This is a genomic window from Burkholderia sp. BCC0405, assembly GCF_902833075.1.
Taxonomy (GTDB): Bacteria; Pseudomonadota; Gammaproteobacteria; order Burkholderiales; family Burkholderiaceae; genus Burkholderia.
Map to the genome: position 1 here is coordinate 107909 of NZ_CADFEO010000016.1, position 13096 is coordinate 121004.

The window sequence follows — 13096 nt, forward strand, 5'->3', positions numbered from 1 at the left end:
GGCGCACGACTGCACACGACTCACGCGGCGGCGCGTTGCCGCTATCCCGAAAAGAACACGGCCCGGGCGGCGAGATGCCGGCCGGGCCGTGCTGCGTGCGCGGAGCGCGCGAATCAGTGCTTGCGGTGCGGGCAGTTCTCGGTCGTGCAGGAACCATACATCGCGAGCGAGTGCTCCTGAAGCCGGAAGCCGCGCTCCTTCGCGATCGCCTGCTGGCGGCCTTCGATCTCGGCGTCGAAGAATTCCTCGACGCGGCCGCAATCGAGGCACACGAGGTGGTCGTGGTGCGAGCCTTCGTTCAGTTCGAACACGGCCTTGCCGGATTCGAAGTTGCTGCGCGAGAGCAGGCCTGCCTGCTCGAACTGCGTCAGCACGCGGTAGACGGTGGCCAGCCCGATGTCGAGCTGCTCGTTGAGCAGGTTCCGGTAGACGTCTTCTGCCGTCAGGTGGCGCACCGGGCTTTGCTGGAAGATCTCGAGAATCTTGAGGCGCGGTAGGGTGGCCTTTAGCCCGATATTCTTGAGATCCGTCGGATTGGTCATGGCTAGGCATCCCTAGAGTACAATGCAGGGCTTCAATGTTACCGGCTTTTCGCCGTTCCAGAAACACGCGCGGCCTGCGACGCGGGCCTGCACGGTGAGGGAAATGATTCCAGAATCTCTTTCGCACTTTCAGAGGAGCCGCATGCGGAGTGTCATCATCGCTGCCGCCGCCGTTGCCGCGCTGGCTGGTTGTTCGTCGTACGACAGCGTGACGCAGCGCATCGCGCAGAGCATCACCCCCTACCGGATCACCGTCGTGCAAGGCAACTTCGTGTCGCAGGAGAAAGCCGCGCAGCTGCAGGTCGGCATGTCGCGCGAGCAGGTGCGCGCGCTGCTCGGCACCCCGCTGCTGGCCGACATGTTCCACGCCGACCGCTGGGATTACCTCTTCTACTTCAAGCGTGGCTCGACGGCAGTCGTCCAGCAGCGCGATCTCGTCGTGACGTTCTCGGGCGATCGCCTGGCGGGCTGGACGGGGGCGGACAACCTGCCTTCGGAGCTCGACCTGCTGGCCGATATCGACGGCGACCGCGGCGGCAAGAAGGCGAAGGCGGCCGCAGCGGCGAAGCAGGCCGCCGAGGCTGCCGCAGCCGCGAGCGCCGCGCAAGCGGCGGCGAGCGCGCCGGCGCCGGAGGCTGTCGCCAGCCCGTCCGCCGCGCCGGTGTCCGGTGCGGTGGACGACCAGGAGGCGAACGCGCAGGCCGCCCGTGCGGCGAACCGCGCGACCAACCAGGTGTCGGGCCAGGGCACGGCCGCACGGCGGTTCGCGCCGTCCACGCAGGCTGCCGGCGGTGCGCCGGTGCCGGGCGGCCAGCCGCCGGGCGCGGTTCCGGCGATCCAGCCGCAGTTCCAGTTCCATCGTCCGCCGCCGCCGAACGCGTCGAACGAGGCGTCGCCGCCGGTCGGCCCGCAAGGCTCGGATACGCTGCAGAACCAGCCGATCACCGCGCCGGCGCAGTAAGTCCGCGTGCGGAAACAGGGCGGCATGCGCCGCCCGCCTTTAGACTTGTCGTGTAGAAAGCCATGAAGATTGCGATTGCCGGGGCATCGGGCCGAATGGGCCGGATGCTGATCGAAGCCGTTCTCAACGATTCCGACGCGCAGCTCGTCGGCGCGCTCGACCGCGCCGATTCGCCGTTCCTCGGCCAGGACGCCGGCGCGTTCCTCGGCAAGGACACCGGCGTCAAGCTGAGTGCCGACCTCGACGCCGTATTCGCGCAGGCCGACTACCTGATCGATTTCACGCGTCCGGAAGGCACGATGGCCCATATCGAGGCCGCGCTGCGCCACGACGTGAAGCTCGTGATCGGCACGACCGGCTTCACCGCCGAGCAGAAGGCCGGGTTGCAGGCCGCGGCGGGCAAGATCGGCATCGTGTTCGCGGCGAACATGAGCGTCGGCGTGAACGTCACGCTGAAGCTGCTCGAATTCGCGGCGAAGCATTTCTCGCACGGCTACGACATCGAGATCATCGAGGCGCATCATCGCCACAAGGTCGACGCACCGTCGGGCACCGCGCTGATGATGGGTGAAGCCGTCGCCGGCGCGCTCGGGCGCTCGCTCGACGACTGCGCGGTGTACGGCCGCCACGGCGTGACGGGCGAGCGCGATCCGTCGTCGATCGGCTTCGCTGCGGTGCGCGGCGGCGACATCGTCGGCGATCACACCGTGCTGTTCGCCGGGATCGGCGAGCGCATCGAGATCACGCACAAGTCGTCGAGCCGCGTGTCGTACGCGCAGGGCGCGCTGCGCGCGGTCCGCTTCCTGTCGGCGCGCGGCGCCGGCCTGTTCGACATGCAGGACGTGCTCGGCCTGCGCTGACACCACGGGGAAACTCCGATGGCGATACCCACCGGCGTTGTCCACTACCTCGAAAGCGGCGATGCGATCACGCATGCCGTCGCCTATGTGCTGCTGGCGATGTCCATCGCCAGCTGGTGCTTCCTCCTCATGAAAGCCTGGCTCCTGATCCGCGCGAAGCGGCAGGGGCCGCGCGCGCTCGCCGCGTTCTGGCGCGCGCCGTCGCTCGACGCGGGCATTGCCGCGCTCGCCGGCGCCGATCGCGAGCGTGTGTTCGTGCCGCTCGCCGAAGCCGCGCGCGATGCGGCCGACGATCACGACCCGGCCGCGCTGGCCGCGCGCGTCGAACGCAGCGAACGCGTGCTGCGCGCGTTGCGGCATGCGATGCTGCGCTCGCAGCGGCGCCTCGAATTCGGCCAGGTGCTGCTCGCGTCGATCGGCAGCACTGCGCCGTTCGTCGGGCTGCTCGGCACCGTGTGGGGCATCTACCACGCGCTCGGCAGCATCGCCGCGAGCGGGCAGGCGCAGATCGAGAACGTCGCGGGGCCGGTCGGCGAGGCGCTGATCATGACCGCGTTCGGGCTCGTCGTCGCGATTCCCGCGGTGCTGGCCTACAACATCCTCGGGCGGCTCGTGCGGCAGCTCGCCGAGGAACTCGACGGCTTCGCGCGCGACCTGCACGTGTTCGTGTGCGCGCAGGGAGCCTGACGCGCGCATTCCGGAGGAGCGACCATGGCATTCGGCGGACTCGAGCACCACAAGACGTCCGCGCCGATGGCGGAGATCAACATGACTCCGCTGATCGACGTGATGCTGGTGCTGCTCGTCATCTTCATCATCACCGCGCCGCTGATGACGCACGCGATCCGGCTCGACCTGCCGAAGGTCGCGGCCAGCGTCGCGCGCGACACGCCGCAATCCGTCACCTTGTCGATCGACGACGCGGGCAAGCTGTACTGGGACGACGCGCCCGTGGCGCTCGATGCGCTGCCGGCGCGCTTCCGGGCCGCCGCCGCGGGCGGCGCGCCGCCCGAGCTGCGGCTGCGCGCGTCGCGCGCGACCCGCTACGACGTGATCGCGCAGGTGATGGGCGCCGCGCAGGCCGCCGGCCTCACACGGATCGGCTTCGTGACCGACGTGCCGCCGCAGGCGGGCGGTTCCGCGGCGGCGCCCGCCGTGCCGGCCAACCGCTGAGCGGATCCGGCGGGCCCGTCCCTGCCGCGGGATCGGGCCACACGCCGCAAGACCGGTCGAATGGGCGGGCGCGGGCGGTATAATCAACGTTTTTCCCGGTTGGCAGGCTTTTTTCAGGTAACCCGGAATTTTCCAGGCTACCCGGGCATGCTGCGGGTTACCCCGAAAATGCCCGGAAACCGCGAACAGGTCCGGCAACAGCGAACCTGCAGGTCCGCCGGGCAAGCACGATTTTCGATCCACTCCTGCGCGCGCGCCGTCGCGCCGCTTAAAGCCTAGTCCGAACCACACCATGCACGAGAGATACGTACCCGCCGACGTCGAAGCCGCCGCCCAGGGCGACTGGCGCGCAGCCGATGCCTACAAGACGAAGGAAGATTCGCAGAAGCCCAAGTTCTACTGCGTATCGATGCTGCCGTACCCGTCCGGCAAGCTGCACATGGGTCACGTGCGCAACTACACGATCAACGACGTGATGTACCGCTATCTGCGGATGAACGGCTACAACACGTTGATGCCGATGGGCTGGGACGCGTTCGGGATGCCGGCCGAGAACGCCGCGATGGCGAACGGCGTGCCGCCCGCGAAGTGGACCTACGACAACATCGACTACATGAAGGGCCAGATGCAGTCGATGGGCCTCGCGATCGACTGGTCGCGCGAGATCGCGACGTGCAAGCCCGACTACTACAAGTGGAACCAGTGGCTGTTCCTGAAGATGCTCGAGAAGGGCATCGCGTACAAGAAGACGGGCACCGTGAACTGGGACCCGGTCGACCAGACCGTGCTCGCGAACGAGCAGGTGATCGACGGTCGCGGCTGGCGTTCGGGCGCGCTCGTCGAGAAGCGCGAGATCCCGATGTACTACCTGCGCATCACGCAGTACGCGGATGAGCTGCTGAACGACCTCGACGGCCTCGGCTGGCCCGAGCGCGTGAAGATCATGCAGCAGAACTGGATCGGCAAGAGCTTCGGCGTGAACTTCGGCTTCCCGTACGAACTCGACGGCGAGAAGAAGCTGCTGCGCGTGTTCACGACACGCGCCGACACGATCATGGGCGTCACCTTCTGCGCGATCGCGGCCGAGCATCCGCTGGCCACGCGTCTCGCGCAGGACAAGCCGGAACTGCTGGCGTTCATCGACGAATGCAAGCGCGGCGGCGTCGCCGAGGCCGACGTTGCGACGATGGAGAAGAAGGGCGTCGCGACGGGCTTCTCGGTCACGCATCCGATGACCGGCGAGCCGGTCGAGGTGTGGATCGGCAACTACGTGCTGATGAGCTATGGCGAAGGCGCGGTGATGGGCGTGCCGGGCCACGACGAGCGCGATTTCGCGTTCGCGAAGAAATACGACCTGCCGATCAAGCAGGTGATCGCGGCCGAAGGCCAGCAGTACTCGCTCGACGCATGGCAGGAGTGGTACGGCGACAAGGAAGTCGCAGCCTGCGTGAACAGCGGCAAGTACGACGGCCTGCGCTACACGGAAGCCGTCGACGCGGTCGCGGCCGACCTGAAGGCCGGCGGCTTCGGCGACAAGCAGGTCACGTGGCGCCTGCGCGACTGGGGCGTGTCGCGCCAGCGCTACTGGGGCACGCCGATCCCGATCATCCACTGCCCGTCGTGCGGCGACGTGCCGGTGCCCGAGCAGGATCTGCCCGTCATGCTGCCGGAAGACCTCGTGCCGGACGGCTCGGGCAACCCGCTCGCGAAGTCGGAAGCGTTCCTGAACTGCACGTGCCCGAAATGCGGTGCGGCGTCCAAGCGCGAAACCGACACGATGGACACCTTCGTCGATTCGTCGTGGTACTTCTCGCGCTACACGGCGCCGGATGCCGAGACGATGGTCGATGCGCGCACCGATTACTGGATGCCGATGGATCAGTACATCGGCGGCATCGAGCACGCGATCCTGCACCTGCTGTATTCGCGCTTCTGGACCAAGGTGATGCGCGACCTCGGCCTCGTGAAGTTCGGTGAGCCGGCGAAGAACCTGCTCACGCAGGGCATGGTGCTGAACGAGACGTTCTACCGTGAAGACGCTTCCGGCAAGAAGACCTGGTACAACCCGGCCGACGTGACGGTCACGCATGACGACAAGGGCCGCCCGGTCGGCGCGACGCTGAACACGGACGGCCAGCCGGTCGTGCTCGGCGGCATCGAGAAGATGTCGAAGTCGAAGAACAACGGCGTCGATCCGCAGGTGCTGATCGACCAGTACGGTGCCGATACCGCGCGCCTGTTCACGATGTTCGCCGCGCCGCCCGAGCAGCAACTCGAGTGGTCGGGTGCGGGCGTCGAGGGCGCGAGCCGCTTCCTGCGCCGCGTGTGGAGCTTCGGCGCGGCGAACCGCGAAGCGCTCGCCGCGCGCGCGGGCTTCGACGCGGCCGCGCTCGGCGAAGCCGACAAGGCGCTGCGCCGCGAGATCTACAACGTGCTGAAGCAGGCCGATTTCGACTACCAGCGCTTGCAGTACAACACGGTCGTGTCGGCTGCGATGAAGATGCTGAACGCGATCGACGGCGCGAAGGGCGCGACGCCCGGCGTGCTGCGTGAAACGTACGGCGTGCTGCTGCGCGTGCTGTACCCGGTCGTGCCGCACGTCACGTTCGAGCTGTGGAAGGCGCTTGGCTACGCGGACGAATTCGGGCCGCTGCTCGACGCACCGTGGCCGAAGGTCGACGAGGCCGCGCTCGAGCAGGCCGAGATCGAACTCGTGCTGCAGGTGAACGGCAAGGTGCGCGGCGCGCTGAAGGTGGCGAAGGACGCGAGCCGCGAGGCGATCGAAGCCGCGGCAGTGGCCGACGACGCGTTCGCGAAGTTCAGCGACGGCAAGCCGGCGAAGAAGATCGTCGTCGTGCCGGGCCGCCTCGTGAACATCGTCGTCTGACGGCCGCTGGCCGTCGGACGTACCCAGAAGGAGCGAAGGTGATCCGCAGATCGTTTTTGATGCTCGCTGTCGGCAGCGCGGTTGCGCTGTCGGCATGCGGCTTCCAGTTGCGCGGCCAGCAGGACTACGCGTTCAAGCACCTGCTGATCGCCGGCGCGCCGGCGCCGGTCGAGGCGCGCCTCGTGCGCCTCGTCGAGGCCGGCAGCGACACGAAGATCGTCAAGTCGGCGGACGACGCCGATGCCGTGCTGCGCATGTGGGAGTCGCGTGGCCAGAACACGCTGACGCTCAACAAGTACGGCTCGGTGCAGGAATACGCGCTGTTCTATACGCTGAACTACACGCTGACGAGCAAGGACGGCACGGTGCTGATCCCGCCGAGCGCGATCGCGCTGAACCGCGCGATGACGTACAGCGACCAGTACACGAACGCGAAGGCGCAGGAAGCCGACATCCTGTACGGCGACATGCAGAACGATGCGGTCGACCAGCTGATGCGGCGTCTCGCGATCGTCCATTCGCTGACGCCGGCGCCGGAAGACGTGGTGCCGGGCGTCGCACCGCGCGCGCCGCTGCCGCCGCCGCCGCTCTGATCGACGGCGCACGTATCGATGCAACTGCGACTTGATGCGCTGGAGCCGCACCTCGCGAAGGGGTTGGCCGGGCTCTATACCGTCTACGGCGACGAGCCGCTGCTCGCGCAGGAAGCGTGCGACCGCATTCGTGCGGCCGCGCGCGCGGCCGGTTTCACCGAGCGTTCGGTGCATACGGTCGAGCGCGGCTTCGACTGGAGCGTGCTGCTCGGCGCAACCCAGGCGATGTCGCTGTTCGGCGAGCGCCAGCTGATCGAGCTGCGCATTCCGTCGGGCAAGCCCGGCAAGGAAGGCGCCGATGCGCTGAAGACGCTCGCGGCCACGCCGAACCCCGACGCGCTGATGCTCGTCACGTTGCCGCGCCTCGACGCGGCCACGCAAAAATCCGCGTGGTTCACCGCGCTGCAGAACGGCGGTGTCGCGCTGAAGATCGATCCGGTCGACCGCGCGCAACTGCCGAACTGGATCGGCCAGCGCCTCGCGATGCAGGGCCAGCGCGCCGCGCCTGGCGAGGACGGGCGGCGTGCGCTGCAGTTCATCGCCGAGCGCGTCGAAGGCAACCTGCTTGCCGCACACCAGGAAATCCAGAAGCTCGGGCTGCTGTATCCGCAGGGGGCGCTGTCGTTCGAGCAGGTGCACGACGCGGTGCTGAACGTCGCGCGTTACGACGTGTTCAAGCTGAACGAAGCCATGCTCGCCGGCGACGCCGCGCGGCTCGCGCGGATGATCGACGGGTTGAAGGGCGAGGGCGAGGCGATCGTGCTCGTGATGTGGGCCGTCGTCGAGGAATTGCGCACGCTGCTGCGGATCAAGCGCGGCACGACGGCCGGCAAGCCGCTGGCGACGCTGCTGCGCGAGAACCGCGTGTGGGGGCCGCGCGAGCGGCTGGTCGGCCCCGCGCTGAATCGCGTGTCCGAAGCCGTGCTCGAGAAGGCGCTGGCGTTTGCCGCGAAGCTCGACCGTCAGGTCAAGGGGCTCACGGCCGTCGCACCGGGCCGCCGCACGCAGGACGAACCGCCGCCCGATCCGTGGGACGGGCTGTTCCAGCTCGCGATGACGGTGGCCGGTGCCCGCGGCGAGCGACCGCCGACCGCGGGGCGCGTGCGACGCTAAGTCCCGTCCGGGCCTTCAGCGCGCGCTGCGCAACCCGCTTACAATGTTTCGATAGCTGGCGCGGCTCTCCGGCCGCCGCCGCTCACGCTTCCCCACGAATTCATGCCGCCCAGCGCGGCGCGCTTCTCGAGTCACACGATGGATATCGATCAGTACATGACCGACCTGGGCCGTCGCGCCCGGCACGCTTCCCGCGCGATGGCGCGCGCCAGCACGGCCGCGAAGAACGCGGCGCTCGACGCCGTGGCGCGTGCGATCGAACGCAACGCGCAGGTGCTGAAGGACGCGAATGCGCGCGATGTCGCTCGTGCCCGTGAAAAGGGGCTCGATGCGGCGTTCGTCGATCGCCTGACGCTGTCGGACAAGGCGCTGAAGACGATGGTCGAGGGCTTGCGCCAGGTGGCGGCGCTGGCCGATCCGATCGGCGAGATCGGCAACCTCAAGTACCGCCCGAGCGGGATTCAGGTCGGCCAGATGCGCGTGCCGCTCGGCGTGATCGGCATCATCTACGAATCGCGCCCGAACGTCACGATCGACGCGGCTGCGCTGTGCCTGAAGTCGGGCAATGCGACGATCCTGCGCGGCGGCTCCGAAGCGCTCGAATCGAACGCGGCGCTCGCGAAGCTGATCGGCGAAGGGCTCGAAGCAGCCGGCCTGCCGCAGGACGCGGTGCAGGTCGTCGCGACGGCCGATCGCGCGGCGGTCGGCAAGCTGATCACGATGACCGAATACGTCGACGTGATCGTGCCGCGCGGCGGCAAGAGCCTGATCGAGCGCCTGATCAACGAGGCGCGCGTGCCGATGATCAAGCACCTCGACGGCATCTGCCACGTGTACGTCGACGAACGCGCCGATCTCGCGAAGGCGCTGACCGTCTGCGACAACGCGAAGACGCACCGCTACGGCACCTGCAACACGATGGAGACGCTGCTCGTTTCGAGCGGTATCGCGGCGACGCTGCTGCCGCCGCTCGGCAAGCTGTATCGCGACAAGCAGGTCGAACTGCGCGTCGATGCGGCCGCGCGCGCGGTGCTCGCCGATGCGGGTGTCGGCCCGCTCGTCGATGCCACCGAGGAAGACTGGCACACCGAATATCTCGCACCGGTGCTCGCGATCAAGGTGGTCGACGGCCTCGACGCCGCGATCGAGCACATCAACCATTACGGCTCGCACCACACGGACGCGATCGTCACCGAGGATCACGACCGCGCGATGCGGTTCCTGCGCGAGGTCGATTCGGCGAGCGTGATGGTCAACGCGTCGACGCGCTTCGCGGACGGCTTCGAATTCGGCCTCGGCGCGGAAATCGGCATCTCGAACGACAAGCTGCACGCACGCGGCCCCGTCGGCCTGGAAGGGCTGACGTCGCTGAAGTACGTCGTGCTCGGACACGGCGAAGGCCGCCAGTAAACAGCGAGGCACACAACCGATGGCGATGCTCTGGGTCAAGACGTTCCATATCGTTCTGATCGCCGCGTGGTTTGCAGGGTTGTTCTACTTGCCGCGCATCTACGTGAACCTGGCCATGGAAACCGATCCGGCCGCCGTGCGGCGCCTGCTGCTGATGGCGCGCAAGCTGTTCCGCTTCATGACGATGATCGCGGTGCCGGCGCTGGCCTGCGGGCTGTGGCTCTGGCTCGCGATCGGCATCGGGCAGGGGCAGGGCTGGATTCACGCGAAGGTGACGGTCGTGCTGCTGCTCATCATCTATCACGCGTATTGCGGGCACCTGCTGCGGGTGTTCGAGCGCGGCGAGAACCGCCGCACCGACAAGTGGTATCGCGTGTTCAACGAGCTGCCGGTGCTCGGCATGCTCGCGGCGGTCGCGCTGGTCGTGATCAAGCCGTTCTGAGCGGTTTGGCCGGAGAGGTTGCCCGGCACCGCCCGATGTGCAACGGCGCCCCGCGGGGCGCCGTTTGTCGTTTACGCGCGGTCGGCAGCAGTGCCGGCTCAATCCTTCGCGCCGTCGTCGATCCGGCGGCGCGTGATCGCCTCCTTCGCGCGGCCGACCCGCTCCATCAGCGCCGGGCCGCGCGACAGCGCGACGCCGACCGCGAGGATGTCGCCGATCGCGAGATGCGACATCCGCGACGTCATCGGCGAGAACACGTCCGTTTCCTCCGCAACGTTCGACGCGAGGCTCACCGTCGCGAGCTTCGCGAGCGGCGAATGGCTCTGCGTGATCGCGACGACCTTCGCGCCGCACGCGAGCGCGGAGCGCGCGGCGTCGACGATGTCGCGCGTGCGGCCGGTGTTCGAGATCGCGACGACGACGTCGTGCGGCCCGAGCAGCGCCGACGACATCGAGAACGTGTGCGGATCCGAATACGCGACGCTCGGCACGCCGAGCCGGAAGAACTTGTGCTGGATGTCCTGCGCGGCGATGCCCGAGCCGCCGGCGCCGTAGAACTCGATCCGCGAGGCGTTCGACAGCAGCGCAATCGCCTCGGCAACGCTGCCCGCGGACAGGCTGTTGCGCACCTCGATCAGCGCCCCGATCGTGCGGTCGAACACCTTGCCGATGATGCCGGGCGCCGGTTCGTCGGGCTTGACGTCGCGATACACCGACGACACGCCCGGCGCGACGCTCTGCGCGAGCCGGATCTTGAATTCGCGAAAGCCGCTGCAGCCGAGCGCCTGGCAGAAGCGGGCGATCGTCGGCTGGCTGACGCCCGCGCGCGTCGACAGCTCGGTCATCGCGAGGTCGAGCACCTCGCGCGGCGCGGCGAGGATGTAGTCGGCGAGCTTGCGCTCGGACGGGCGCAACTCGGCGCGGATCGCTTCTATGCGGGGCAGCATGGGACGGCAGGCAGAAATCGGGTTCGGATGAGCGAGTGTATCGCAATCGAAGTGTAGAAAATCTACATAAAAATACTAGCGTTACTACGGTGCTCTCGGCGCAGCGATGGCGAGAGGGATTAGGGTTTTCACTAGGAAAAGCCTTGCTGGTGGCGGGAATAAGGGTTGCGCGCGAATCGATCGGCATTGCATGCTTGTAGTTTTTCTACTAGACTGGCTTCGTTCTGTCGACGCGTTCGACCGTCCCCACGATTCCAACCGCCGGTGTCGGCCGGCATATAGGAGCGCCCAGCATGACGTCGCTGCACCCCACTCTGGCGAAGGTCACCGCACGCGTGATCGCCCGCAGCCAATCGACCCGTTCCGCCTATCTGCAGCGCATCGACGGCGCGCAGGGCAAATTTCCGGCGCGCGGCGTGCTGTCGTGCGCGAACCTCGCGCACGGCTTCGCCGGCCTCGAAGGCAACGACAAGTTCGCGATCAAGGCGATCCGCGAGCCGAACATCGGCATCGTGTCCTCGTACAACGAGATGCTGTCCGCGCACGCGCCGTACAAGGATTTTCCGGACATCATCAAGGCCGCCGCGCGCGAGAACGGCGGTGTCGCGCAGTTCGCGGGCGGCGTACCGGCGATGTGCGACGGCGTCACGCAGGGCAACCCGGGGATGGAGCTGTCGCTGTTCTCGCGCGAGGCGATCGCGATGGGCACGGCAATCGCGCTCACGCACAACATGTTCGACGCGGCGCTCTGCCTGGGCATCTGCGACAAGATCGTGCCGGGCCTGCTGATCGGTGCGCTGCAGTTCGGCCACCTGCCGACGATCTTCGTGCCGGCCGGCCCGATGACGAGCGGCCTGTCGAACGACGACAAGGCGAAGATCCGCCAGCAGTTCGCGACCGGCCAGGTCGGCCGCGATGCGCTGCTCGAAGCCGAATCGGCCGCGTATCACGGCCACGGCACCTGCACGTTCTACGGCACCGCGAACAGCAACCAGATGCTGATGGAGCTGATGGGGCTGCACCTGCCGGGTTCGGCGTTCGTCCACCCGCACACGCCGCTGCGCACCGCGCTGACGGCCGAGGCTGCGCGCCGCGTACTCGACCTGACCGTCGAGCGCGGCCACTACACGCCGATCGGCCATGTGATCGACGAGAAGGCGATCGTCAACGGGATCGTCGCGCTGCTCGCGACGGGCGGCTCGACCAACCACACGCTGCACCTCGTCGCGATCGCGCGCGCGGCCGGCATCCTGATCGACTGGGACGATTTCGACGAACTGTCGGCCGTCGTGCCGCTGCTCGCGAAGATCTACCCGAACGGCAAGGCCGACGTGAACCACTTCCACGCGGCGGGCGGCGTCGCGTTCCTGGTGCGCAACCTGCTCGAAGGCGGGCTGCTGCACGAGGACGTGACGACGGTGGCCGGCAAGGGACTGTCGCACTACACGAAGGAGCCGAAGCTGATCGACGGCAAGCTGACGTGGGTCGACGGCGCGGCGGAGAGCCACGACACGAAGGTGCTGCGCGGCATTGGCGACCCGTTCCAGCCGGACGGCGGCCTGCGCCTGATGCAGGGCCGGCTCGGCCGCGGCGTGATCAAGATTTCGGCGGTCGCGCCCGAGCACCGCAAGGTGAGCGCCCCCGCGATCGTGTTCGATTCGCAGGAAGCCGTGCAGGAAGCATTCGATCGCGGCGAGCTGAAGCGCGACTTCGTCGCGGTGGTGCGCTTCCAGGGTGCGCGCGCGAACGGGATGCCCGAGCTGCACCGTTTGACGCCGCTGCTCGGCGTGCTGCAGGATCAGGGCTTCCATGTCGCGCTCGTCACCGACGGCCGCATGTCGGGCGCGTCGGGCAAGGTGCCGGCCGTGATCCACGTGTCGCCCGAGGCGCTGCTGGCGGGCCCGCTCGGCAAGGTGAAGACGGGCGATACGCTCGTGATCGACGCGGAAGCCGGCGTGCTCGACATCGAGGTCGACGCCGCCGAATGGCAGGCGCGCCCGGTCGCGCAGCCGCTGCACCAGGCCGAAAACGAAGTCGGTTTCGGGCGTGAGCTGTTCGGCGTGTTCCGCGCGGCCGCCGCGCCGGCCGAGCAGGGCGCATCGGTTTTCGGCGCGCTGGTCGGCGAAACGGCCGCCCACGTCGCCGCATGAATTTCAAGGAGCCAATTC

General features: G+C 68.0%; 12 protein-coding genes. 10 read left to right on the forward strand and 2 right to left on the reverse strand.

Going from position 1 to position 13096, the window contains the following annotated elements:
- Positions 1–113 precede the first annotated feature (113 nt).
- The gene (gene fur, locus HWX36_RS24875; protein ID WP_034182711.1) at positions 114–542 is read right to left on the reverse strand and encodes a ferric iron uptake transcriptional regulator; all 429 of its coding nucleotides are present in this window, start codon (positions 540–542) and stop codon (positions 114–116) included.
- A 142-nt stretch (positions 543–684) separates the two neighbouring features.
- Between fur and bamE the strand changes: the two genes are divergently transcribed.
- The 9 genes from bamE to HWX36_RS24920 all read left to right on the forward strand — a co-directional run bounded on the left by bamE (position 685) and on the right by HWX36_RS24920 (position 9981).
- The gene (bamE, locus tag HWX36_RS24880; RefSeq protein WP_175955679.1) at positions 685–1503 is read left to right on the forward strand and encodes an outer membrane protein assembly factor BamE; all 819 of its coding nucleotides are present in this window, start codon (positions 685–687) and stop codon (positions 1501–1503) included.
- Between the two features lie 62 nt (positions 1504–1565).
- Positions 1566–2363: a 4-hydroxy-tetrahydrodipicolinate reductase gene (dapB, locus tag HWX36_RS24885; RefSeq protein WP_175955680.1), complete on the forward strand. Its 798-nt coding sequence runs from the start codon at positions 1566–1568 to the stop codon at positions 2361–2363.
- A gap of 18 nt (positions 2364–2381) precedes the next feature.
- Positions 2382–3050 (forward strand): MotA/TolQ/ExbB proton channel family protein, encoded by a 669-nt coding sequence (locus HWX36_RS24890; protein WP_175955681.1) that lies wholly within the window; start codon positions 2382–2384, stop codon positions 3048–3050.
- A gap of 24 nt (positions 3051–3074) precedes the next feature.
- Positions 3075–3536, forward strand: a complete 462-nt coding sequence (locus tag HWX36_RS24895; RefSeq protein WP_059706681.1) for a biopolymer transporter ExbD — start codon at positions 3075–3077, stop codon at positions 3534–3536.
- A gap of 292 nt (positions 3537–3828) precedes the next feature.
- Positions 3829–6423 (forward strand): leucine--tRNA ligase, encoded by a 2595-nt coding sequence (gene leuS / locus HWX36_RS24900; protein ID WP_175955682.1) that lies wholly within the window; start codon positions 3829–3831, stop codon positions 6421–6423.
- Between the two features lie 38 nt (positions 6424–6461).
- Positions 6462–7016: an LPS assembly lipoprotein LptE gene (lptE, locus tag HWX36_RS24905; protein WP_175955683.1), complete on the forward strand. Its 555-nt coding sequence runs from the start codon at positions 6462–6464 to the stop codon at positions 7014–7016.
- Between the two features lie 18 nt (positions 7017–7034).
- Positions 7035–8129 (forward strand): DNA polymerase III subunit delta, encoded by a 1095-nt coding sequence (gene holA, locus HWX36_RS24910; RefSeq protein ID WP_175955685.1) that lies wholly within the window; start codon positions 7035–7037, stop codon positions 8127–8129.
- A 138-nt stretch (positions 8130–8267) separates the two neighbouring features.
- Entirely contained in the window at positions 8268–9539 is a 1272-nt protein-coding gene (locus HWX36_RS24915) for a glutamate-5-semialdehyde dehydrogenase (protein ID WP_175955687.1), read from the forward strand.
- Positions 9540–9558: 19 nt separating this feature from the next.
- Complete coding sequence (locus HWX36_RS24920) at positions 9559–9981, forward strand: CopD family protein (RefSeq protein WP_144245423.1); 423 nt, start codon at positions 9559–9561, stop codon at positions 9979–9981.
- Positions 9982–10079: 98 nt separating this feature from the next.
- Here the strand turns inward: HWX36_RS24920 and HWX36_RS24925 are convergent, their stop codons facing one another.
- The gene (locus HWX36_RS24925) at positions 10080–10928 is read right to left on the reverse strand and encodes a MurR/RpiR family transcriptional regulator (RefSeq protein WP_175955689.1); all 849 of its coding nucleotides are present in this window, start codon (positions 10926–10928) and stop codon (positions 10080–10082) included.
- 293 nt (positions 10929–11221) lie between these two features.
- Between HWX36_RS24925 and edd the strand changes: the two genes are divergently transcribed.
- Positions 11222–13078, forward strand: a complete 1857-nt coding sequence (gene edd, locus HWX36_RS24930; protein WP_175955691.1) for a phosphogluconate dehydratase — start codon at positions 11222–11224, stop codon at positions 13076–13078.
- Positions 13079–13096 lie beyond the last annotated feature (18 nt).

Coding starts and splice junctions, on each gene's coding strand:
- fur (WP_034182711.1), bottom strand. CDS start 542: ATGACCAATCCGACGGATCTCAAGAATATCGGGCTAAAGGCCACCCTA.
- edd (WP_175955691.1), top strand. CDS start 11,222: ATGACGTCGCTGCACCCCACTCTGGCGAAGGTCACCGCACGCGTGATC.
- HWX36_RS24895 (WP_059706681.1), top strand. CDS start 3,075: ATGGCATTCGGCGGACTCGAGCACCACAAGACGTCCGCGCCGATGGCG.
- HWX36_RS24920 (WP_144245423.1), top strand. CDS start 9,559: ATGGCGATGCTCTGGGTCAAGACGTTCCATATCGTTCTGATCGCCGCG.
- holA (WP_175955685.1), top strand. CDS start 7,035: ATGCAACTGCGACTTGATGCGCTGGAGCCGCACCTCGCGAAGGGGTTG.
- HWX36_RS24915 (WP_175955687.1), top strand. CDS start 8,268: ATGGATATCGATCAGTACATGACCGACCTGGGCCGTCGCGCCCGGCAC.
- leuS (WP_175955682.1), top strand. CDS start 3,829: ATGCACGAGAGATACGTACCCGCCGACGTCGAAGCCGCCGCCCAGGGC.
- bamE (WP_175955679.1), top strand. CDS start 685: ATGCGGAGTGTCATCATCGCTGCCGCCGCCGTTGCCGCGCTGGCTGGT.
- dapB (WP_175955680.1), top strand. CDS start 1,566: ATGAAGATTGCGATTGCCGGGGCATCGGGCCGAATGGGCCGGATGCTG.
- HWX36_RS24890 (WP_175955681.1), top strand. CDS start 2,382: ATGGCGATACCCACCGGCGTTGTCCACTACCTCGAAAGCGGCGATGCG.
- HWX36_RS24925 (WP_175955689.1), bottom strand. CDS start 10,928: ATGCTGCCCCGCATAGAAGCGATCCGCGCCGAGTTGCGCCCGTCCGAG.